24 protein-coding genes are annotated in these 20,562 nt (G+C 48.8%); 14 read left to right on the top strand and 10 right to left on the bottom strand.

Annotated elements, in window-relative coordinates:
• Nucleotide 1 precedes the first annotated feature (1 nt).
• Nucleotides 2–283 (bottom strand): hypothetical protein, encoded by a 282-nt coding sequence (locus tag HA494_08510; protein ID NHV97804.1) that lies wholly within the window; start codon nt 281–283, stop codon nt 2–4.
• Nucleotides 284–367: 84 nt separating this feature from the next.
• On the opposite strand from HA494_08510, the gene HA494_08505 reads away from it, so the two are divergent.
• The 8 genes from HA494_08505 to HA494_08470 are packed head-to-tail and all read left to right on the top strand — an operon-like array spanning nt 368 to nt 9,405.
• The gene (locus HA494_08505; GenBank protein ID NHV97803.1) at nt 368–736 is read left to right on the top strand and encodes an NADH-quinone oxidoreductase subunit A; all 369 of its coding nucleotides are present in this window, start codon (nt 368–370) and stop codon (nt 734–736) included.
• Nucleotides 737–781: 45 nt separating this feature from the next.
• Nucleotides 782–1,927, top strand: a complete 1,146-nt coding sequence (nuoH, locus tag HA494_08500; GenBank protein ID NHV97802.1) for an NADH-quinone oxidoreductase subunit NuoH — start codon at nt 782–784, stop codon at nt 1,925–1,927.
• Between the two features lie 14 nt (nt 1,928–1,941).
• Nucleotides 1,942–2,430 carry an NADH-quinone oxidoreductase subunit J gene (locus HA494_08495; protein ID NHV97801.1) on the top strand — a complete coding sequence of 163 codons (489 nt, stop codon included), beginning with the start codon at nt 1,942–1,944 and terminating at the stop codon, nt 2,428–2,430.
• Nucleotide 2,431: 1 nt separating this feature from the next.
• On the top strand, nt 2,432–2,740 hold the full coding sequence (gene nuoK / locus HA494_08490) for an NADH-quinone oxidoreductase subunit NuoK (protein NHV97800.1): 309 nt from the start codon (nt 2,432–2,434) through the stop codon (nt 2,738–2,740).
• Nucleotides 2,741–2,746: 6 nt separating this feature from the next.
• A complete protein-coding gene (locus HA494_08485) occupies nt 2,747–4,291 on the top strand; it encodes an NADH-quinone oxidoreductase subunit M (GenBank protein ID NHV97799.1) in 1,545 nt (514 codons plus the stop codon).
• 6 nt (nt 4,292–4,297) lie between these two features.
• Nucleotides 4,298–6,436, top strand: coding sequence for an NADH-quinone oxidoreductase subunit L (locus tag HA494_08480; protein NHV97798.1), 2,139 nt, complete (start codon nt 4,298–4,300; stop codon nt 6,434–6,436).
• A gap of 6 nt (nt 6,437–6,442) precedes the next feature.
• A complete protein-coding gene (locus HA494_08475) occupies nt 6,443–7,939 on the top strand; it encodes an NADH-quinone oxidoreductase subunit M (GenBank protein NHV97797.1) in 1,497 nt (498 codons plus the stop codon).
• On the top strand, nt 7,936–9,405 hold the full coding sequence (locus HA494_08470) for an NADH-quinone oxidoreductase subunit N (protein ID NHV97796.1): 1,470 nt from the start codon (nt 7,936–7,938) through the stop codon (nt 9,403–9,405). Before HA494_08475 ends, HA494_08470 begins: the two co-directional genes overlap by 4 nt.
• A 3-nt stretch (nt 9,406–9,408) precedes the next feature.
• On the opposite strand, the gene HA494_08465 is transcribed toward HA494_08470, so the two are convergent.
• Together HA494_08465 and HA494_08460 are read right to left on the bottom strand one after the other, a co-directional pair.
• Nucleotides 9,409–10,254: a polyprenyl synthetase family protein gene (locus HA494_08465; protein NHV97795.1), complete on the bottom strand. Its 846-nt coding sequence runs from the start codon at nt 10,252–10,254 to the stop codon at nt 9,409–9,411.
• 6 nt (nt 10,255–10,260) lie between these two features.
• On the bottom strand, nt 10,261–10,527 hold the full coding sequence (locus HA494_08460) for a hypothetical protein (protein NHV97794.1): 267 nt from the start codon (nt 10,525–10,527) through the stop codon (nt 10,261–10,263).
• A 58-nt stretch (nt 10,528–10,585) separates the two neighbouring features.
• Here HA494_08460 and HA494_08455 point away from each other — a divergent pair, with 58 nt between their 5' ends.
• Nucleotides 10,586–11,149 (top strand): DUF998 domain-containing protein, encoded by a 564-nt coding sequence (locus HA494_08455; protein ID NHV97793.1) that lies wholly within the window; start codon nt 10,586–10,588, stop codon nt 11,147–11,149.
• A 6-nt stretch (nt 11,150–11,155) separates the two neighbouring features.
• Here the strand turns inward: HA494_08455 and HA494_08450 are convergent, their stop codons facing one another.
• The 4 genes from HA494_08450 to HA494_08435 all read right to left on the bottom strand — a co-directional run bounded on the left by HA494_08450 (nt 11,156) and on the right by HA494_08435 (nt 14,328).
• Nucleotides 11,156–11,455 (bottom strand): hypothetical protein, encoded by a 300-nt coding sequence (locus tag HA494_08450; GenBank protein NHV97792.1) that lies wholly within the window; start codon nt 11,453–11,455, stop codon nt 11,156–11,158.
• A gap of 51 nt (nt 11,456–11,506) precedes the next feature.
• Nucleotides 11,507–12,757 carry a Glu/Leu/Phe/Val dehydrogenase gene (locus tag HA494_08445; GenBank protein NHV97791.1) on the bottom strand — a complete coding sequence of 417 codons (1,251 nt, stop codon included), beginning with the start codon at nt 12,755–12,757 and terminating at the stop codon, nt 11,507–11,509.
• Between the two features lie 317 nt (nt 12,758–13,074).
• Entirely contained in the window at nt 13,075–13,662 is a 588-nt protein-coding gene (locus HA494_08440; protein ID NHV97790.1) for a hypothetical protein, read from the bottom strand.
• 213 nt (nt 13,663–13,875) lie between these two features.
• Entirely contained in the window at nt 13,876–14,328 is a 453-nt protein-coding gene (locus HA494_08435; protein NHV97789.1) for a hypothetical protein, read from the bottom strand.
• 53 nt (nt 14,329–14,381) lie between these two features.
• Here HA494_08435 and HA494_08430 point away from each other — a divergent pair, with 53 nt between their 5' ends.
• The 3 genes from HA494_08430 to HA494_08420 all read left to right on the top strand — a co-directional run bounded on the left by HA494_08430 (nt 14,382) and on the right by HA494_08420 (nt 16,114).
• Nucleotides 14,382–14,519 carry a hypothetical protein gene (locus HA494_08430; protein NHV97788.1) on the top strand — a complete coding sequence of 46 codons (138 nt, stop codon included), beginning with the start codon at nt 14,382–14,384 and terminating at the stop codon, nt 14,517–14,519.
• 25 nt (nt 14,520–14,544) lie between these two features.
• Nucleotides 14,545–14,712, top strand: coding sequence for a hypothetical protein (locus HA494_08425; GenBank protein NHV97787.1), 168 nt, complete (start codon nt 14,545–14,547; stop codon nt 14,710–14,712).
• Between the two features lie 193 nt (nt 14,713–14,905).
• Nucleotides 14,906–16,114, top strand: a complete 1,209-nt coding sequence (locus HA494_08420) for a hypothetical protein (protein NHV97786.1) — start codon at nt 14,906–14,908, stop codon at nt 16,112–16,114.
• Nucleotides 16,115–16,206: 92 nt separating this feature from the next.
• Here the strand turns inward: HA494_08420 and tpiA are convergent, their stop codons facing one another.
• Together tpiA and HA494_08410 are read right to left on the bottom strand one after the other, a co-directional pair.
• Nucleotides 16,207–16,887 (bottom strand): triose-phosphate isomerase, encoded by a 681-nt coding sequence (gene tpiA / locus HA494_08415; protein ID NHV97785.1) that lies wholly within the window; start codon nt 16,885–16,887, stop codon nt 16,207–16,209.
• A gap of 46 nt (nt 16,888–16,933) precedes the next feature.
• Nucleotides 16,934–17,506: a hemerythrin gene (locus HA494_08410; protein ID NHV97784.1), complete on the bottom strand. Its 573-nt coding sequence runs from the start codon at nt 17,504–17,506 to the stop codon at nt 16,934–16,936.
• A gap of 113 nt (nt 17,507–17,619) precedes the next feature.
• Between HA494_08410 and HA494_08405 the strand changes: the two genes are divergently transcribed.
• Nucleotides 17,620–18,270 (top strand): hypothetical protein, encoded by a 651-nt coding sequence (locus tag HA494_08405; protein NHV97783.1) that lies wholly within the window; start codon nt 17,620–17,622, stop codon nt 18,268–18,270.
• Between the two features lie 50 nt (nt 18,271–18,320).
• Nucleotides 18,321–18,890 (top strand): nitroreductase, encoded by a 570-nt coding sequence (locus tag HA494_08400; protein NHV97782.1) that lies wholly within the window; start codon nt 18,321–18,323, stop codon nt 18,888–18,890.
• 34 nt (nt 18,891–18,924) lie between these two features.
• Here the strand turns inward: HA494_08400 and HA494_08395 are convergent, their stop codons facing one another.
• A complete protein-coding gene (locus HA494_08395) occupies nt 18,925–20,556 on the bottom strand; it encodes a thermosome subunit (protein ID NHV97781.1) in 1,632 nt (543 codons plus the stop codon).
• Nucleotides 20,557–20,562: the final 6 nt, after the last annotated feature.

The raw sequence follows: 20,562 nt of genomic DNA, 5'->3' as shown, positions 1-20,562 counted from the left end.
TTCACACACCTCCCTTCTTCAGACTAGATTCAGTTTTGTCCAGCATCTCTTTTATCGTCGCAGCGGCTCTTTCTGCGCTTGCCAACAAGGTCTTAGTAGGATCTTCTTTACTTTGAATAATTAGCTTGGTTTCAGCCAATAGAGGATGAGTAGGAGCGACCCCAGCAAATATCACCTTGTCATCCTTTAGAAGCTCGTGGTGTATTATGTCGGCTAACGCTACATCTTCGTTTACGAGGCTGACTTCGAGCACATCACCCTTCTTAGAGAGGTGTATTGGCATCATGCCTACCTCTACCTCGCTTGGATAAAACCCTTTCTACATAGTGTGAATGTCAAGCCTTAAATATGGTTTTAGTAGGAGGATTTGAGGGGCATGGGCTCGGATCTACTATTAATTTTATACACCGCTGGTTTTGCGGTTGCAGCTTCTGTGCCTATGCTTATCATACCATTAATAATCGCACCTAAGAAACCCAATAAGCCAAAAGAAACGCAGTACGAATGCGGTCAGATACCAAGCGGCGCAGGTAAGCTCTCATTAATGATGCAGTACTACGCTTACCTACTTATGTTCGTTGCCTTCGACGTGATGTCTATGTTTCTCTTCGCCTGGGGTACCTCCATATCTAACGCTGGGCTAGGTGGGCTCTTAGCTGTAATCCTGTTTATCGGCATTTTGCTGATCCCATTAGCCTTTACGCTTTATCATGCAGCGAGGCGTGAGCTATGGTGAACAAACCAGTTTCCCTCATCCCCTCTTTACTCTAGAGGTGGTTTTATGCCCATGATCAGAACCCTCATAGGATTCTTAATTAGAATAGTGGTTTTGGTATTAGTCATCCTGGTCTTAGGATTAATTCTGATTTCAGCAGCGTACTACTTGATTGGTCCAAGCTTACCTATTACGCCCTCTATGCTGATCAACCCTCAGGAAGCATTAGCCTTCACATTCGCGCTTATGGATACAGACTTTTTTAGAATAGTGGTCTTCCCTGGGTTTACGTTTGTAGCGCTCTATGCTGCTATAGCTGGTTTATGGGAGAGGAAGCTCTTGGCTAAGATGCAGCTACGGGTAGGCCCCTTGTATGCGGGTAAGTTCGAGGGTATTCTTCAGCCTATCGCAGATGTGATGAAGCTTCTCTCTAAAGAGCTGGTTATCCCTAAGGTGGTTGACCGATTCTTCTTTATCCTCGCACCAATACTAACTGTGACGATCGCTACAGCTGCTGTTGCTGTTATACCCGTTACTGAAAGGTGGGTGATCGCCCGGTCTGATGTCGGTGTTTTAGTTATCTTCGCTGTGCTCGCTTTCTTTCCTCTAACTGCTTTGATGGCTGCTTGGTCCTCTAACAGCAGGTATCCAATGCTCGGAGGGCTAAGAGCGTTGCACCAGATGGTTGCGTATGAGATTCCCCTCATACTCTCTGTACTTACACCTGTAGTACTCACCGGCTCGCTGAACCTACTCGATATCGTGGAGAAGCAGTCGAGCCTCTGGTTCATTCTGCTAGCCCCGATCTCCGCTTTGACCTTCTACATCTGCTCTTTGGCTGAGCTCGAGCGGATACCTTTTGATCTACCTGAAGCCGAGCCTGAGCTGGTTTCAGGTTGGTTGACCGAATATGGTGGTATGAACTTCGGGTTGATATTGGGTATAGCGGTCTACATAAAACTCTATGTACTCTCAGCTCTCTTTACCCTACTCTTCTTAGGTGGTTGGTTAGGTCCTCAGCCTCTACCACCAGACTTCTGGTTCATATTTAAAGCATTCATCGTCACAACCTTCCTACTCATACCCAGAGGTGTCTTCCCGAGGCTAAGAATAGATCTACTGCTGAAGCAGAGTTGGGCGAGATACTTCATACTCGCCCTCATAAATCTGGTTATAGCAGCAGCCGTCGTCTTAGGAGGATTCAAACCATAGAAGGTGATAAAGGGTTGATTGATGTCGCCTTCGCTCTGCTTGCCATAATAACCGTAATATCAGCCATACTAGCTTTAGAGGCCAAGGAGGTCGTTTACGGCGCCATAGCGCTATCCCTCTCTTTTGTTGGGATTGCAGGCTTCTTCGCGCTTCTTGACGCGGTCTTCTTAGCGATGTTTCAGCTTACAGTATATGTTGGGGCGATCGCTGTACTTATTCTCTTTACAGTTATGCTTGTGCGGAGAGAGCAGTGGCTTAAGGCTAAGGAGGGTGTGCATAGTGTGCTCGGTGTGTTAGTTGCCATCATAGTCGCCCTGGGCTTGGGCTACTTGGTCTACGCATCGACGATAACACACGTCACCTCATCTGTTGAGCAAGCACCCTTTACGCTCATAGGTTCGCAGATCCTATCAGAATATTGGTTCGCCTTCATCACCTTAGCTCTCGTCTTAGCCTCTGCTGTGATCGGTGCTGTGGTCTTGGCTAAGCTGGAGAGGGATTGAGTTGGAGCCGCTTGTGAACTACTTGTTCGTCTCCGCTGCGCTCTTTGCTATAGGCGTCTATGGTCTGGTTACTAAGAAGAATGCGTTGAGGATGCTCTTCGCGGTCGAGATTCTAATAAACGCGGCCAACCTAAACTTCGTAGCCTTTACACGCTACCTTCACCCCACCACGGTCACTGGGCAATCGTTGGCTATGTTCTCCATAGCTTTGGCTGCAGCTGAAGCTGCTGTCGGGTTGGCGATAATCTTAGCGGTCTTTAGGTTGAGGAAGGATGTTGATGTGTCGGAAATTAAGGGGTTGAGGGGGTAGGAGTCTATGATAAATCCTCTTCTCCAAGCTGTCTTCTTACCTATTGTGCTTTCACCGATCGTCTATCTGGTTGGGAGGAGGATAGGTAGTAGGGTTGGTTGGTTCTCATTCGCAATCTTAGCCTACTCTACCCTCCTCCTCATCTACTCAGCTTCTCTCAGCCCAGACTACTTTGAACTCTACTTTTGGCAGCCTTTCGGGGTATTTGGGCTCAGATTAGATGGGCTAAGCCTACCCTTTGCGATAACCATCTACCTACTATCAACAGTCCTAGCGGTCTACTCCATACCTTATATGAAGCATCGAATCGAAGAAGAGGTTAAAGATCAGCAAGCCGCAAACTCAAAGCACGGAATCTACCATCTGCTCTACCTAGTCTACGCTGCTGGTATGCTCGGTACGGTTCTTGCTACGAACCTCATCCAATTCTACATATTCTTCGAAATTATGCTGATTCCATCATACCTTCTGATAGCGGAGTTCGGCTACGGAGACAGAGCCAAGATCTCTCTAATGTACTTCCTCTGGACTCACGTAGGCGCCCTACTTCTCTTAGCCGGGATCCTGACCACAGCTTTCCTCTCGTCTTGGTATAGTGGTAGGGCCCTGACCTTCGATATGGTCACCCTTCTACCTAGCGGAGAGTTGGTGAAGAATATCGATACCCTATCGATCCCCTTCGGATACATACAAGCGATAGCCATCCTCATAACGGTTGGGCTCTTTGTTAAGCTTGCCTCATTCGGTCTGCACATCTGGCTCCCCTATGCGCACGCTGAAGCACCCACACCCATAAGCGCCTTGCTTTCACCAGCGATGATCGGTATAGGAGGCTACGCCTATCTGAGAATCCTACTCTACCTCCTACCTTCAGCATACGAATACATCTTCTTCGCCATAAGCATCTGGGGTCTTGTTACAATCATCTACGGAGGTTTGATGGCGCTTATGCAGGATGATGTGAAGAGGCTCCTAGCATATTCAAGTGTAAGCCAGATGGGCTACATAATCTTCGGCGTCGCCTCAGCCTACTACATAGGAGTCTCTGGCTCTGTGCTGCAGTATGTCAGCCACGGCACAGGCAAAGCTATCCTCTTCATGACAGCGGGATGCATAATCCTCCAAGCACACGGGTTAAGAAGCATAAGTAAGATGGGCGGCTTGGCTCGAAGACTGCCTATAACTGCTACAGCAGCCCTACTAGGCTTCCTAACCATAATGGGCATCCCACCAACCAACGGCTTCCAGTCTGAGTGGATGATCTTCTACGGCTCATTTGCAGGCGCGATAGAGCGAGGAGACTTGGCGAAACTGATCATAAGCGGCATAGCGCTCTTCGCCACACCTTTAACAGCCGGCTACTCACTGTGGACGATGAAGAGGATCTTCTTCGGCAGACTGCCCGAGAATCTACATGAGGTAAGGGAGGCGCCCCCAACGATTACCGTGCCTCTGCTCTTCTTAGCTGTTGTTGGGCTGCTTATTGGGATTTACCCGACGCTGTTTACTGAGCGCCTCTTCCCCGCTGTTAAGATTCTGCTAGGAGGGTGAGTTGAGTTGAATGAAGCTCTGCCTTGGCTCGTGTGGGTTCTGCCGATAGTGGGTGCGATACTCACACCTATATTCGCTAGGATAGGGGATAGGGTTAGAGATTACCTTGCCGTACTCTTCTCCCTAGCTCCAGCGGTTTCAGCAGCCCTAATGATCCCCTCAAAAGAAGTCATACACAGCACATTCGACTGGATACCTTCGATAGGTCTGAAGGCTGGTGTCTTAGCAGACCCGCTCAGCATAGCGATGGCTAACGTGGTCGCTTGGATCAGTTTCCTCATCATGGTCTACAGCCTAGGCTACATGAAGGGCGAACCGAATCTAACCAGATACTGGTTCTTCATGAACTTCTTCATAGGCAACATGCAGCTCATAGTCCTCTCAGACAACCTACTCCAACTCTTCTTCGGCTGGGAGGGTGTTGGGCTATGCTCTTACGCGCTCATCGGCTTCTGGCATAGTGACGAGAAGAAGTATTGGGTTGGGACACCTGTTGAAGAAGGGGGAAGAAGGGCTTGGGGGCGTGAGCAAGCCTACTCGCCGAGCCACGCAGGCATGAAAGCGTTCATAACGACTAGGGTTGGTGACTCAGCCTTCCTCATCGGGCTACTCATACTCTACACCTACTCACACACCTTCAGCTTCACACAACTCGCTGAACACACAGATTGGGCGAGCAGCCTAGCCTCAGCCGGGTTACTCATACCAGTAACCATACTGATCTTCGGAGGAGCGGTAGGTAAGTCGGCACAGTTCCCGCTTCAAGAGTGGCTCCCAGATGCCATGGCTGGACCCACTTCCGTCTCAGCCCTCATACACGCAGCAACGATGGTGAAGGCTGGTGTCTTTCTGGTAGCAAGAGTAGGCCCAATCTTCTATAATGCTTTCCAAGCCGTAAACGCAGCGCCTCTCTTCTTTGAGGTGGTCGCTTGGATAGGTGCCTTTACAGCCTTCTTAGCCGCTACCCAAGCCGTTGTGGGTAGGGAGATAAAGAAGGTCTTAGCCTACTCAACGGTTTCACAGATAGGTTACATGATGCTCGCTTTAGGCGCTGCCGGCTTGGTCAGCGAGGGCACGGCTTTCGCTGGGGGCTTCACAGCAGCTTTCTTCCACCTAATGAGCCACGCCGTCTTTAAGGCTTCGCTCTTTATGGCTGCTGGTGCACTCATCCACGCTTGCGGAAGCAAGTATCTCTCTGATATGGGTGGTTTGAGGAGTGTTATGCCGATCACCTTCATTTCTATGCTTCTAGCCTCAGCCTCCCTAGCTGGTATACCGCCTCTGAGCGGCTTCTGGAGCAAGGATGCTGTTTTGGCTGCGGTTTGGGAGGCTTCTACACCATACGCCCCTATTCTCTTCGCTTTGGCTGTTGTAACCGCTATGTTGACAGTGTTCTACACCTTTAGGATGATCGGCTTAGCCTTCTTCGGCGAAAAGAGCCAGTATCTTAAGGAGCTCGAGCATAAGCATGATTCGCATAGCGAAGCTGAGCACCACCTAGGCGAAGCGCCCAAAGTCATGTGGATACCCTACACAATATTAGCAGTAGCATCCCTAGCAATAGGTGTAGCAGGACCGTTTGTAGAAACCTCTCTGCACGAATCACTAGAGCACTACCTACACGAATTCGGGTTTGAGGCTGCGCATAAAGGGTTTGAAATCAACCCAGTGGCGCTAGGAGGATCTATAGCAGCTTTAGCGATCGGTTTACCCATAGGCTACTATATCTACATAGCGAGGCGTGCCGACCCAGCTAAGATTGTGAACTCAAGCAGCCTACTTAGAGCGCTCTACATCTTCCTAGAGAATAGATGGTATATCAACACACTCTACTACGCTATCTTCGTAGACGGTTTGGCTAGGTTTGCTCGAATAGTGTGGCGAGGCTTGGAGCTTGGCGTAATAGATAGGTGGAGCGATGCTACAGCCCTAGCCTCCATAGTTTCATCTAAAGCCGGAAACTGGTTCGACAAATACATCGTAGACGGCTTCATAAACGGCTTAGCCTACGTTAGCGCGCTCTTCTCAAGAGTCTGCAGACGCATCCAAACAGGTGTGACGCAGAACTATCTGCTCGTCTTCGCAATAGGCGTGGTGGTTGTGTTGATCATATTGGTTCTGAACCCCTCTCTGCTGTTGAGGTGATAGGTGTTGGATGTGCCTATACTTAGTTTGTTGATCTTCATACCCATCGTAGGCTCGATAGTAGTTTATCTGCTTGGCAGAGTAAGGGAGCGCTTCTGTGAGCTTGCTTCACTAGTGATAACTATAGTTGTCTTCGCTCTCTCCATCTACATGTACGGCTCTCTACTCACCTCAAAAGAGGGTGCTTCCTTCAGCTTCATAGAGGGGCCTTACAGCTGGTTGAGCGGCTTCGGTGTAGATTACTATCTTGGTGTAGACGGCTTAAGCGCATCGCTAATACTGATCTCATCCATACTCTCGGTTCTCGTGGTGCTCGGCTCTTGGGACCTTATAACCGAGAAGAAGCCCATCTACTACTTCCTCATCCTACTCTTCGAGGGAAGCATAATAGGCGTCTTCTGCTCACTCAACCTCATACTCTTCTATGTCTTCTGGGAGATCGTCTTGATCCCAATGTTCTTCTTCATAGGCGTCTGGGGCGGACCTAGGCGTAAATATGCTGCAATGAAGTTCCTAATCTTCACATATGTAGGGAGCGTGGTTATGCTACTAGGCTTCATACTAATCTACCTCTTCACAACACCAAACACCTTCAACATACCAGAGCTTGTAGGTAAGATACCGTTCTGGGTTCAACTCCTAGCCTCAGCAGCAACCTTCGCAGGCTTCGGTGTCAAGCTGCCAGTCGTACCCCTACACACTTGGCTCCCAGACGCACACGTAGAGGCACCAGCGCCAATAAGCGTCTTCCTAGCTGGTCTTCTCCTAAAGATGGGTGGATACGGCTTCGTAAGAGTCAACTTGGGTCTGCTAGCAGATGCATCTAGGCAATACGCTTGGATCTTCATAGCCTTCGGCATCCTCACAATGTTCTACGGCGCACTTGTAGCGATGGTTCAGAGGGATTTGAAGAGGATGATCGCCCTAACCAGCATAAACCACATGGGCTTTGTTCTGCTAGGCAGCTTCGCCGGCATTTCAGCATCAACCACTCAAGCTGCTGTCTACGGCATCTCTGGAGCAATATTCCAGATGTTTAACCACGCAGCAGCGATAGGGATCCTCTTTATGCTTTCAGGCTATATCCACGAGCAGGCTGGCACGAGGAACATCGATGAGCTGAAGGGTCTGAGGGTTGGTATGCCGAAGACCGCGCTCGTCCTCATCTTAGGCTCCCTAGCTGGTATGAGCGTGCCGATGTACAGCAGTTTCCTCAGCGAGTGGATGGTTATCTTAGGCGCTATCTCTGTCAACAGATGGTATGCCCTAACGGTCCTAATCCCCATACTGACAGTGGCGTATTTCTTATGGATGATAAAGAGAACAGTTCTAAGTCCGTTACCAGAGCACACACACTACCACGATCTGCATAATAGGGCTATGGTCGGGCTCCTACTATACCTAGCCCCCCTCTTTCTCCTACTGATCTTCCCCTCACTTCTGCTTGGAATTGTAGACCCGCTTTCCCTCTCGCTCTATCAGGCTGCAGGTGGTGGTAGATGAGCGCAAATATAGTGATAGTGGATTATGCTGCTATCTTCACAGTAGGCAGTTTACTTGTAGCTTCACTAACACTCTCTAGGCGGGCTGCTGTAAGGCAGAACCTAGCTTTCTACGCTTCGTTAGCGGTTATCGCAGCCTCTCTACTCTTCACCTTGTTCAACTTCTCGATCTACCTGGCCTCTAATTCTAGACCCAGCTACACAAATCTGTTCCACGAAGATCCCTTATCATACTTCTTCGCCCTCACGGTCCAGATCGTTTCTCTACTCGTTATGCTCTCGTCTAGAAACTACATGTGGGGTGACCGCAACTTGGCTGTGTACTTTTCTCTCCTACTATTTTCAACGCTAGGCATGGTTCTACTATCCTTCGCCGCAGACCTACTTATGATAATAGTCGCTTGGGAGCTGATGAGCATACCCACATATGTGCTTGCCGGACTTAGAAAGGATAACCCCTTCTCGAACGAAGCCTCAGTAAAATACTTCTTGCTTGGAGCCTTCTCCTCAGGCATCCTGCTTTATGCTATCTCACTAACCTATGGATTGACTGGCACCACAAACCTAACCGCTGTGCTTCAAGCTCTACAAGCCTCAGCAACCCACCTAGACCCACTAACCCTACTAGCCCTAGCGCTCTTTATAGCAGGATTCGGGTTAAAGATGTCGGTAGTGCCCTTCCACATGTGGATACCAGATGCTTATGAGGGTGCACCAACCACAATAAGCACCTTCCTTTCAGCTGGCACAAAGAAGGCTGGCTTCGTCGTCGCGATAAGGGTGTTTGTGGTAGCCCTCCCGTTCCTCAGCACCAACTGGACGACCGCTTTCGCTATACTAGCCCTTGCAACCATGACTCTAGGTAACGTAGCGGCTCTAACACAGCGCTCACTCACCAGAATGCTCGCATACTCCAGCATAGCACAAGCAGGCTACATCCTCATAGGGTTCGCCGTAGCTACAGAGCCGGCTAAGACCCTAGCTCTAATAGGCGTTCTATTCCACGCCTTTAACCACGCGATTATGCAGTCCTCTGCCTTCTTGGCTGCTGCTGCCGTAGACCGACTCACCGGTAGAGTTAGCCTTGATTCCTTTGCTTCGCTTTGGAGGAGGATGCCCATAACCTCATTCTCCTTAGCGGTCTCCCTGCTCGCTTTAGCGGGGATTCCTCCTCTCAACGGTTTCTGGAGCAAGCTCGTGCTCTTCACAGCAGCCATTCAAGGCGATATGGCTTGGCTTGCCTTAGCGGGTGTCTTGAACAGCGCCCTCTCACTCGGCTATTACGCTTGGGTCATCAAGCGGATGTATATTGATGAGCCGGTCGGCTCTATGGAGCAAGGTAAGATCGAGGAGCCGCGTGTAATATCTGGTGTGCTCTTAGCGGCTACAGCCATAATAATAGTTGTAGGTGTCTATCCTTCTCTGATATATGATCTCGCTAAAGCTGCTGTTCTAGCCTTGGGTTGAAGATCAGCTTAGGCGATTCACGGCGAAGTCTGCTATATCATATAATATCTGCTTTGCTTCACAGTCGGGTAGATCCTTTAGATTCATCTTCGCTTCGTTTGCGTATTTAGCAGCGATCTCAGCAAGCGTCTTCCTCGCATCGCCATCCCCCACCTTAACCCTTCTAGCTATCTTAGACCCGTTGTTCCAATCAAGAATGTCATCTTGAATCTGGTATGCTATACCTATGTTGAACCCGTATTTAGAAAGCGCCTCCACCACCTTCTCGTCAGCTGAAGCGAGTTTGGCGCCGATCTTAGCTGCTGCTTCGAATAGGCTTGCCGTCTTCTTACTTACGATTAGAAGATACTTTTCGAGCGGTACTTCGCTATCATCGGCTTCAACCTTCATCTCCAAGATCTCGCCTTCGCACATCTGGAGGGCTGCTGAAGCCAAGTCTTCGGCTACGTTCTTCTTTGACTTAGATGCGATGCTCAAGATTATCCCGAAGACAAAGTCTGCTGTAAGTAGGGATGTGTTAAAACCGTACACCACATAGAAGACTGGCTTACCCCTCCTTATGGTCTCATCATCTATTATATCGTCGTGTATGATCGATTCGGTGTGTAAGAGCTCTATTGCTACGGCCTCCTTAAGAGCGTCAGCCTCATAACCACCAGCAGCCTTGTTTGATAGAAGAAGTATTATTGGTCGTATGCGCTTCCCACCTTCTAAGGCGTATTTCAAAGGCTCGTAGAAGTCAGAGCCCAAGTAGTTCTGCAGCTCTTCACTAAGAGCCTTATCGACCATCTTCGCGTAGAGAGCTATCTTATCTAACAGCTCTGTTGTTACATTGGCGGTTTGCTTCATATCCTTCTACCTACCTCTTAAAGCCGTCCTTTTTATCCTTACTTCCCTAAGAAGCCACCTAGTCTTAAGCCACCTTTCCTCAACACCATCCTTCCTTTCAATGAGAATCTCATCCTTATCCTCTGCCAACACCTTTCTAATGGGATGCTTGAGCCTATGAGCAAAGTACTCTTTATCCGTCAGCGTTCTTGTGATGCTCCTATTCTTCTCTATCTTCCCGAACCATTGGAGGTTGCCGCTGTCGAAAGATAGGTAGAGCCTAGCAGACCCCATCTCCGCGTAGAGCCTAAGATAGCTCAGCTTATGGGGAAGTGCAACTCCTATGTTTTTGATGAGTAAAGAAGGGTTTGTTAAGGCAGCGGCGGTATGCGGTATAGTAGGTGTAGTCGCGGTTTACCCACTCATCTTGCTTGCGATATCTTACTACCCAGGCTTCAGCTGGTTCGATAACGCTCTAAGCGACTTGGGTGTAAAGGGGGTTTCAGCACTAATCTTTAATGCTACGTTGATTTCAGGAGGGGTCCTCCTTCTCGTCTTCTCAGTAGGCTTAATGATCCACGCCGCTGGCTCAGTCGCAAGAGTAGGCTGCATTCTACTGTTCGCTTCGGCAATATTCCTTTCACTTATAGGTCTGTTCCCAGAGAACTACGGTAAGATACACTTCTACGTCTCAGTCGCATTCTTCGTCCTAATCGTGCTATCCCTATTGGCTTTTGGCTCATATCTTCTTCTCAAATCATCTAAGCTGTCTGGTTTGCTGACGCTGATTGGGGCTGTTGCTGCTGCGTTAATCTGGCTTCTCCCGTGGAAGGGCGTCGCCATACCAGAGGCGATCTCATCACTTATACTCTCAGCTAGGATCGTAGCATTCGCGGTTGAGATGCTGATGAGTTAGCCACCTCTACACTATGTCGCCATCGAGCTTCTTAGCGAGCTTACCCCTGAGCTTTATGTTCAAGGTGAAGTCCTCGGGCTTCACAACGTCGGTCGTGATCCTCCTTACAACCAACCCGCATCTGTTATCCGGCAGAAGCTTACTCCTTATACAGAGAGCATAGGAGCAGGATGGGCCAGCACAGAGATCGTTCAACCAGCTGCACCAGATCGTTTGCCCACGTATCAGCATCGCTCTTTTACCGCACTTAAAGGATATGCATCTGGGCCAGCATTTACCTTCTTTGTTAGGGCCCTCGTGAGGCAATCCTTAACTACCCTTCTACACCTAACCCTTTAACTAACGCTCATATATCTTTTAAGGCCAGATCCCCCGCATCTTTATGGCTTCAGCTACCCTTCCTACACCGACCATCAGTGCGGCTGCCCTCATGTCGATGTTATGCTTGAGCGATGTTTCGTAGACGGTTTTGAAGGCTGATATCATCTTCTCCTCCAACTTCCTCTTAACCTCAGCAAGCGACCAGTGATCCCTATTAAGGTTCTGAACCCACTCATAGTAGCTCACAGTTACGCCACCAGCGTTTGCCAGTATATCCGGGACCACAAAGACCTTATTATCAAACAATATTCTATCTGCTTCAGGCGTTGTTGGTCCATTAGCGCCCTCAACCACGATCCGCGCCTTGATTCTGCTCGCATTAGAGGATGTGATAACGTTCTCCAAGGCAGCTGGTAGCAGAATGTCACATTCAAGCTCTAAGATCTCTTCATTAGTTATTTCTTCACAACCTGATAAGCCAACTACGCTGCCTGTCTTCTCCTTATATCTTAAGGCTGCGAGCGGATTTATCCCCTTTCGTGAAAATATACCGCCACGTGAATCGCTCAACGCAACTATTTTACAACCCATCTCAGCTAAGGCAAAGGCTGCGTGAGAACCTACGTTACCGAACCCTTGAATCGCAACCGTAACATCTCTAAGCTCAAGACCCAAGATCTTGGCAGCCTCACGCGCACATATGGCTGCACCCAATCCGGTTGCCTCTGCCCTACCCTCTGAGCCGCCTAAACCAACAGGTTTACCGGTGACGCACGCAGGTTCAGGGCGACCTGCGAGCTGGCTGTAGGTATCCATGATCCAAGCCATTGTCTGAGCGTCGGTGTAGACGTCTGGTGCTGGGATGTCTATGTAGGGTCCCATAATAGGTGCTATCATGCTTGTGTATCTTCTAGTCAACCTTTCTTTTTCTCCACGTGACATCTCCTTCGGGTTGCAGACAACACCACCTTTCGCGCCGCCAAACGGTATATCCACTACACCACACTTCCAAGTCATCCAGAACGCTAATGCCTTAACCTCATCCAACGAGACTTCAGGATGATATCTTATGCCGCCCTTATAGGGACCTCTCGCATCATTATGCTGAACCCTGTAGCCAACATATGTTGCTATTTCCCCGCTATCCATACGCACAGGCACAGCAACCGTAACCACTCTCTTCGGCTCTTTGAGCATCTGATATATGTCAGGATCCATCTTTAAGAGGTCTGCAGCTATATCCAACTGCTTCAGCGCTGATTGGAAAGGGTTAGGTGCGGCTTCCAATTCACCAATCGTCACGCTAAACCCGTTTAAAAAATTTTCTGCAATATCTCTTAGCATTCAAAGAAAGTTAAAGTTTGTTCTTACGCTCTTCCCTAACAGTCCTCTACGCTCTTCTAAAGATTAGGAAGCACTTCTTTAGACGTGATTTTGAAGCAATAAGTCCTTTCTTACCCCTAATCTTTCTAAAGTTTCGGGCAATAGTATGCTTGTTTCAAATTCTTCCTTTACTACAGACTTCCCGTCCCTCTTCTAAATCCACCTGCCAAACACTCACACGACTAACCCAAACCCTCTATTTTTCTTTTCATTCTCTTACTTCAATGGAAGACGCCCATTAGCCACGCCTGTGCAACAAGCATCGGCAGAACACCTCCTAGCAGCCCTATTGGAAGCCACTTGAAGAACTTCATGTAGTAACCGAACTCTTTCTCCAACATACCGAGTGCGACGATGTTGGCTGTGCTACCTATCACGGTGATGTTACCTCCATATGTTCCCCCGAAGTGGAGTGCCCACCAAAGGGGTGCTGTGGTGAAGCCCAAGGCACCGAGGCTCTGAACTACAGGGATTATGGCTGCGACGAGGACGACGTTGTCGAGAACCGAGGAAGCGAACCCGCTGAACCAGAGGCTGAAAGATTGTATCTGGTGCTGGGATGAGGCGATCGACGCTATTCCAGAGGCAAGCGTATCCGTCAATCCGGTGTATTTAAGAGCCCCAGCCTTGGCGAATAGAAACATGGAGAACACTAGTGTCCACCAGTCCACCCCCCTATCCACTATCAAGCGCGCCTCTCTCCTCCTCCAGATAAGCCCAACCGCAGCGCCAGCATAGGCAGCGACAAGGAGGAATGTTGACTTTTCAACGTTTAGGAGGAGTTCGATCCTGTAATGAATAGCGATCATAAATACAGTGGCTAGGAGAAGCGCCCCGCTCAGCTTCTCTCATATTCAAATCACCAGATTCAAGATCCATGTCGCCCGTCACCATCACTTTTGCCTCCGCTTCCTTGAGCATTTTTCTGTACCAGAATGTGCAGAGGGCTATTATGACGACAAGCGAGAGGGCTGCCACCGGTGTAGCGTAGAGGAGGAAGTCCTCGAACGTGAGGCCCGCCCTCAGCCTATCAGGATCCCTATAGGGTTCCCGAGCATCGTCGCCGAGGACCCTATGTTTGTCGCTAGGACTGTGGATATGACGAACGGTACTGGATCAAGTTTAAAGCGCCGGCAGTACTCGAAGACTATCGCCGTGATGAATATGATTGAGGTCACCTCGTCAACCATAGCAGCCATGAGGGTCGATATCGCAAGTAAACCGATCATGACCTTCACCGGATCGTACCTCGCGGCAGCAAGGAGCCTGTGGAGGAACCACTTAAAGAATCCACCCTGCTTTGCTATTTCGACGAGTATCATCATTGAAGCTAGAAATGTTATGACATCAACGCTCATAAAAGTGATCGCGTGCTCTATGTCTATTGTTTGGGTAGCGAGGAGGGCGCCTATTCCTGCGAATGCTATCGCGAGTCTGAACCTCCAGAACATAAGAGTACCCAAGACCGTTGCCATAAAGATGATCCCAGCCACACTCTGGTGGAAGTTGTCGAGGAGGCTACGTCATCTTGGGAACGGTAGCTTATGCTGAGGTGTGGAAGGTGTTTCAAGCATTTCCGAAGAGAGCCCTTATAAAGTTCGGATTCATCACCCTTGTAGAAGCGGAGGAGTTAAGAAGGAAACAAGAGGCAAGGTTCAAATCCTAAGAAGAAATAATTGGGCGTGAGCTGAATGAGAATTGACATAAATGTGGATGCCGGAGAAAGTTTTAGAAAACATAAAATCGAAAATGAGGAAGAAGTGTTGAAATACGCTACTTCTGTAAACAGTACAACCAACTTTCCAGCAAATGATCCCCAGCCTAAGTGCTCTCTAGCTTTGGATGATGGTGTGTCGTGAGAATATGTTGAAGAGATTTGCTGGCGTAATTGGGTATCTTGCGATAGTCATATGTGTTTTGTTATTGTGCACTATTCTTGGGCTTGGTTTCAAGCAAATAATTTCTTTAACGATATTCGTCAGCTTTATTGCTGGCTCGCTATTTTATTGGCCTTTTCGCAACGCCTTTGCATTGGCCGGTGTGGCGCTCCTTTTGATATTTCAGGTGCTAGATATACCACATCTGATAGAGTTTGCTCAGTTAGACCTTATTCTCTTCTTAGTTGGGATGATGACCGTCATAGGGTATCTTGAGGAGAAAGGCTTCTTTGAATGGCTTGTAGGTGCCTTGACGAAGCCCTTCTATCGTAGGCCAGTAGCCTTAGTAGGCATAATCTTGATGTTTGGTGCAGTTATGGCTGCTTTAGTGGATGAAGTCACCTCCATTCTCTTTATGATGGCGATCATGCTAAGGGTTCTCGACGCTTATAGAGTTGAAAGGAGCAAGATGCTACCCTTCATCCTGTTTCTGGTGTTTACTACTAACGTGGGCAGTAGCATGCTTCCTGTGGGGAACCCCATCGGAGTGATGATAGCTTTTAGAGCTGGACTCACCTTTGTGGACTTTATTAGGTGGGTCTTCTTGATTGGCCTACTAAATGCTGCTGTAATAACGCTGGTTGGGCTACCCTTTCTTAGCAAAATCGGTGGGTTATCAAAGGTGATGGCTTTAAACCATTCTAACAACGGAGAAAGAGAGGTGAAGTTCACAAGGAAGCTTATCGCTCCGTTACTAGTGTTCGTTGGTGTGCTCGCTGGCTTAATCCTGCACCATAACGTAGAGGAGATGCTTCACTTGCCTAAAAACCTCCTGTTGCTCGCCATTCCCTTGATCGGAGCAGGCATCTCTCTCTTCCTACATCGCCAAAAAGCTCGTGATCTAGTAGAGAGAAGAGTGGATTGGTGGACCCTTCTCTACTTCATACTTCTATTCTCCAGTGTAGGTACTTTAAAATATACTGGTGTGACTGATTTGATAGCGGACGGACTCCTTCAAGTTGTTGGGAGCAACCTCCTCTACGCTATACTCCTAATAAGCGGAGTAACAGGTATCCTTACAGCATTTATGGACAACGTGTTAGCAGTAGCGACTTTGATCCCAATAGTCCAATCGATAGCCGCAACTGGAATACAGAGCTACCCAATTTGGTGGGCTATGCTGGTAGCTGGAACCTACTTCGGCAACGCGACGGTCATAGGATCTACTGCGAACATCGTCGCAGCTGGCTTTGTAGAGAGAAGGGGGTATGGTACGTTTTCAATGGTCGGATGGATTCTCCTAGGCTTACCTATCTCCCTCCTCACCTTCTTCATAGCCTTAGCCCTGCTCTACCTGCAAATCCCACTCATGCCAAAACTTTAAGAACGGCTAAAGTTCGGTTTGAAATAAGGCTGCACCGGAACTTCTCGTAACAACACTTAGCATAATAGTCGATGATCTACGTCTTTTAACATCTATTCGGTCATCGCTTTACACATCTCTAGGATCTTGCTTCTCCAATCAGGCGCTTTGACTATGCCGCTTGCTACCAGCACGCCGCATACCCCAAGCCTCAGAGCTGCTTCGACGTCTTTGCCATCAACTATACCGGCGCCACATATGATCTCGACATATGGATTCTTTGCTGCTGCTTTGACAGACTCCGTTATCACCTCGGGTTTAGCCCTCGAAACAGCCACGCCAGACCCTATGAGCTCCGGCGGCTCTATAGCGATGTAATCTGGTGAAAACTCTGCATAAAGAGAGACTTCAGACGGCTCTCTAGCGCAGAGTATAGTGGCTAATCCAACTTCGCTTAGCCTCTTTATCGTAGATGCAATCTTGTTTGCGTCTAGCCTCTTCTCGCTGTGGTTCAAGATCGAGCCCTTGGCTCCTGCTGCTTTGATCACTTCCGCTACGATGGCGCCTGTGGTGCTACCCGCTTTATCTGGATCGGTATGTTGAGCGAACACAGGGATCTTAACCGAGGCGCAGACTTGAGAGAGGTTAGGCAGAGGCGGGCAGACAACTATAGATGCCCCAGTCTCCGATGCAACTTCTTCAGCCACCTTTGCTAGTCTAAGCGCCCCTTCTCCAGCAGCCTCCAAATAGTTCTTGAAGTTTATTATGAGCGCTGGTGTTCTGATCTTGGGCATATTAGAGGCTATTCAAAATAGGAAATTAAAGGTAGCTGTCAGAAACCTATTGGCTGAGTCTGCGCTCGAGTTCCTTTATTAGGTTGATGTATTTTTCGTGTACGCCTTCGCCCATCTCTTCCTTCTCAACCACCTCAAATCTTCTTAGTAGCCCTTCTTTCTCGTCTTCAGAGAGTAGTCTCCCTCCCATAGGGTACAGTATGTTATCCTCTTTGTAGATATGTTGGGTTAGTAGCTGCGCGTAGCTCTTTGCGTTCTCAGAGAAGTCCTTCCGCTTCGACCGATCTCCGTCTTTAATCTTTGACGCTGCCTCAGCCATCGCTCTAGCAGCTCTCCTACCCTCCTCGTGCTCGAAAAGCATAACGCCAATAGGGCCTCCTTCAACTGGTATGCCTTTTTCAGCGAATGTTTGAAAGAGTATCTTCTCTTCTTTACCGTGGTGGCATCGGTCGGCAAAGTTGCGGACAAAATCTACCAAGTCAGCAAGCACAGTAGCCTCAACATCTCTACCAGCATCGATCCTTTCGGCTACTTTCTGAAGTAGGCGTATGGCCCTTTCTATTACCCTATGCTCTTCCATAAGTATCGTTATTGGGTCGTCTCTTTGTGTATGCTTCATCTACGCTCTATTCTCTCATTGGATGAAAGATGTAGTAAAGTGTTGCGCCTAAGCTTTTAGGCATATACTAGATATGCTATTATATGCCGCTCTCCCGCTAATATGTTAGGGGAATGTTCGAAGTCGAACTTTCGATAACGCCTCAGAGGGCTTGGATACATAATATTTCACCGAAGTACCAGGCTGTGGTGAAGATCTTAGACTGTAAGCCAGTTAAGAGGGGCGGTGCTGTTCAAGAGCTCTTCGAGATACTTGTACCAGAGGATCAGGTGGAGGCTGTTCTTAAGGAACTTAAGTCTGACCCTAGTATAAGGGGGCTTGAAGTTATAGGTGTAAAGGATGGTAGGATCACAGGTTCGCTTATATCACATACCTGTTCAGCCTGTAGGGTTCTAGCGTCGTCAGGCTGCTTCTTAATTTCATCTACTTTAAATCGAGACGGCACTATAAGTTGGCTGATGCTTGGGAATAAATCCTCTATTAAGAAACTGCTGAATCAGCTTGAGAGGCAGGGTGTTAGATTTGCCCTTAAGAAGATAGAGCGTGCCAGAACCCCGAATATGTTGACAAAGAGGCAGGAGGAGGTTCTGCTCTTGGCTTACGAGCTGGGTTACTTTGATCAACCGAGGAGAATAGATCTGCACTCATTGGCTTCTATGCTCAAGCTGTCCCCACCCACTTTATCAGAGCTGCTTAGGAGGGCGCAGAAGAAGGTGATAACCGAATACATTAAGAGCAAGCAGGCTCAACGCTCAATCAAGTAGGCTATATTCTTATATCTTAAGGAATCGCTATAAAAGATTCGGTGACTCAGTTGGATGTGTTTGAAGCCATAAAGACGAGAAGAAGTATAAGCCGGTTTAAACCCGATCCCCCACCAAGGGAGCTTATTGAAAAGATTCTTGATGCTGGAACGTGGGCTCCGACCCACCACCTCACAGAGCCTTGGAGATTCTTCGTCCTAACAGGTCGAGCTAGAGAGAAGCTAGGCGAGGTCATGGCACAGGCTCTAGCGGAAGAGCTGGCTGATCCAAACTCTCAGGAAAGTAGGGTTAAGATCGATGCGGAGAAGCAGAGGCCACTAAGAGCACCTGTGATAATAGCGGTTGCGGCTTCGCCAAAGCAAGATCCGAATGTGATCGAGTTAGAGGAGATCGTCGCAACCTCCGCAGCCATTCAGAATATGCTGTTGGCGGCTCACGCACCAGGGTTGGGTGCGATCCTGAGGACAGGTAAAGCTGCTTATCGGAAGAAGGTTAAGGATTTCTTCGGCTTAAGTGATCGAGAATATCTGCTAGGCTTCATCTACCTAGGGTATCCGGATGCACAACCTCAGAAGGGTTTCCGAACACCCTTCCAGAACAAAACGGTTTGGCTTGAATAAATAAAAAGGTAGGGTTTAGAATAATGAGGTGGGGCTAGAACTCTTCTCCGCCACCGCCTTCTTCGCCTGGCTTAGGCGGTTTGGTTTCCTTCATCTTACCCGCAGCAATAACATCGTCGATACGTAGTATCATGCTGGCAGCATCGGTAGCTGACTTTATGATCTGCTCCTTTACCTTGACTGGTTCGAAGACCCCCTTCTCGTAGATGTCTGCTACGCCGCCATCCATGACGCTTATGCCATACCAGATCTTGCCTTCTCCATGCTTTGCTCTCAGCTCAACTTGTGTGTCTATAGTGTCCATACCTGCGTTTTCAGCCAGCGTTAGAGGGATGCTTTCTAATGCTTCTGCGAACTTCTGGGCTGCTAGCTGCTCCCTACCAGAAAGCTTATTCGCCCACTCTCTGATTTCGTATGCCAGCTGAGCCTCTGGTGCTCCGCCGCCCGCGACCAAGGCTGGTTTCTCTATGACGTCTTTGGTCACCATGATTGCGTCGTGTATGCTCCTCTCAGCTTCGTCCACAACCCTCTGAGAGCCGCCTCGGATTAAGATGGTCACAGCCTTGGGGTTCTTGCAGCCCTCGACAAAGACCCACTTATCCTCCTCAACCTTCCTCTCCTCAACCAGCTCAGCATAGCCTAGGTCGTTTGGTGTTAGATCGTCGAGGTTTGTTACTACTCTACCTCCAGTAGCCTTAGCGAGTTTTGTCATGTCGCTCTCCTTTACACGCCTCACTGCAAGTATACCGGCCTTCGCAAGGAAGTGCTGAGCAACATCATCGATACCCTTTTGGCAAATGACGACATTCGCACCGATATCTTTGATCTTGTCAACCATCCCCTTAAGAATCGCGGTCTCTTCGTCTAGGAACTTCTTGATCTGAGAGGGATCACTTATTCTGATTTCGGCGCTATACTCGGGCTTCTCTATTTCGAGCGGTGCGTTTATGAGCGCTATCTTTGCGTTCTCAACCCGCTTAGGCATCCCAGCGTGCACAACCTCCTTATCCAACACAACACCCTTAATCAACCTCGTGTCGCTAAGAGCGCCGCCCGGCTTCTTCTCAACCTTGATGTTATCCGCATCAACCTTGTAGCCTGTTGGTGTCTTTTCGACTACGGTTAGGACAGCATCTACTACGAGGTTCGCTAGGTACCTGCTCTCTTCGGAGACCATCTTTGTGAGCATGCTTGTGGTAGCGATCTTTTCAAGCCACGTTCTATCCAACGGGTCTATCTTTATGGCGATCTTGTCAAGTATCTCGAGTGCCTTCTCAGCAGCAGCCCTATATCCGTCTACGATGAGCGTCGGGTGCACATCCTTCGCTATAAGCTCCTCAGCCTTCTCAAGAAGCGCACCAGCCAAGACTACAGCGGAAGTTGTGCCATCACCAACCTCATTGTCGGTAGCCTTAGCGACTTCAACGAGCATCTTAGCAGCGGGGTGCTGAACATCGATCTCCTTAAGTATGGTCGCACCGTCGTTCGTAATCGTGACATCTCCTAACGAGTCTACGAGCATCTTGTCCATACCACGTGGACCAAGCGAGCTCTTGACGATCTCAGCTATCAACTTAGCAGCCAAGATATTGTTACGCTGCGCTTCTCTGCCTTTGGCTTCGCTGCTGCCCTCCTTCAGTATGAGTATGGGTTGACCAGCCGCCATACTCAT

This window comes from Nitrososphaerota archaeon, assembly GCA_011605775.1.
GTDB lineage: Archaea > Thermoproteota > Nitrososphaeria > Nitrososphaerales > JAAOZN01 > JAAOZN01.
This window is presented reverse-complemented; position numbering and strand designations above follow the sequence as displayed.

Excerpts from the sequence above, each read along its gene's own strand:
- HA494_08510 (NHV97804.1), bottom strand. The coding sequence starts at position 283 with ATGCCAATACACCTCTCTAAGAAGGGTGATGTGCTCGAAGTCAGCCTC.
- nuoH (NHV97802.1), top strand. The coding sequence starts at position 782 with ATGCCCATGATCAGAACCCTCATAGGATTCTTAATTAGAATAGTGGTT.
- HA494_08485 (NHV97799.1), top strand. The coding sequence starts at position 2,747 with ATGATAAATCCTCTTCTCCAAGCTGTCTTCTTACCTATTGTGCTTTCA.
- HA494_08470 (NHV97796.1), top strand. The coding sequence starts at position 7,936 with ATGAGCGCAAATATAGTGATAGTGGATTATGCTGCTATCTTCACAGTA.
- HA494_08465 (NHV97795.1), bottom strand. The coding sequence starts at position 10,254 with ATGAAGCAAACCGCCAATGTAACAACAGAGCTGTTAGATAAGATAGCT.
- HA494_08460 (NHV97794.1), bottom strand. The coding sequence starts at position 10,527 with ATGGGGTCTGCTAGGCTCTACCTATCTTTCGACAGCGGCAACCTCCAA.
- HA494_08455 (NHV97793.1), top strand. The coding sequence starts at position 10,586 with ATGAGTAAAGAAGGGTTTGTTAAGGCAGCGGCGGTATGCGGTATAGTA.
- HA494_08440 (NHV97790.1), bottom strand. The coding sequence starts at position 13,662 with ATGATCGCTATTCATTACAGGATCGAACTCCTCCTAAACGTTGAAAAG.
- HA494_08435 (NHV97789.1), bottom strand. The coding sequence starts at position 14,328 with ATGGCAACGGTCTTGGGTACTCTTATGTTCTGGAGGTTCAGACTCGCG.
- HA494_08425 (NHV97787.1), top strand. The coding sequence starts at position 14,545 with ATGAGAATTGACATAAATGTGGATGCCGGAGAAAGTTTTAGAAAACAT.
- tpiA (NHV97785.1), bottom strand. The coding sequence starts at position 16,887 with ATGCCCAAGATCAGAACACCAGCGCTCATAATAAACTTCAAGAACTAT.
- HA494_08410 (NHV97784.1), bottom strand. The coding sequence starts at position 17,506 with ATGAAGCATACACAAAGAGACGACCCAATAACGATACTTATGGAAGAG.
- HA494_08405 (NHV97783.1), top strand. The coding sequence starts at position 17,620 with ATGTTCGAAGTCGAACTTTCGATAACGCCTCAGAGGGCTTGGATACAT.
- HA494_08395 (NHV97781.1), bottom strand. The coding sequence starts at position 20,556 with ATGGCGGCTGGTCAACCCATACTCATACTGAAGGAGGGCAGCAGCGAA.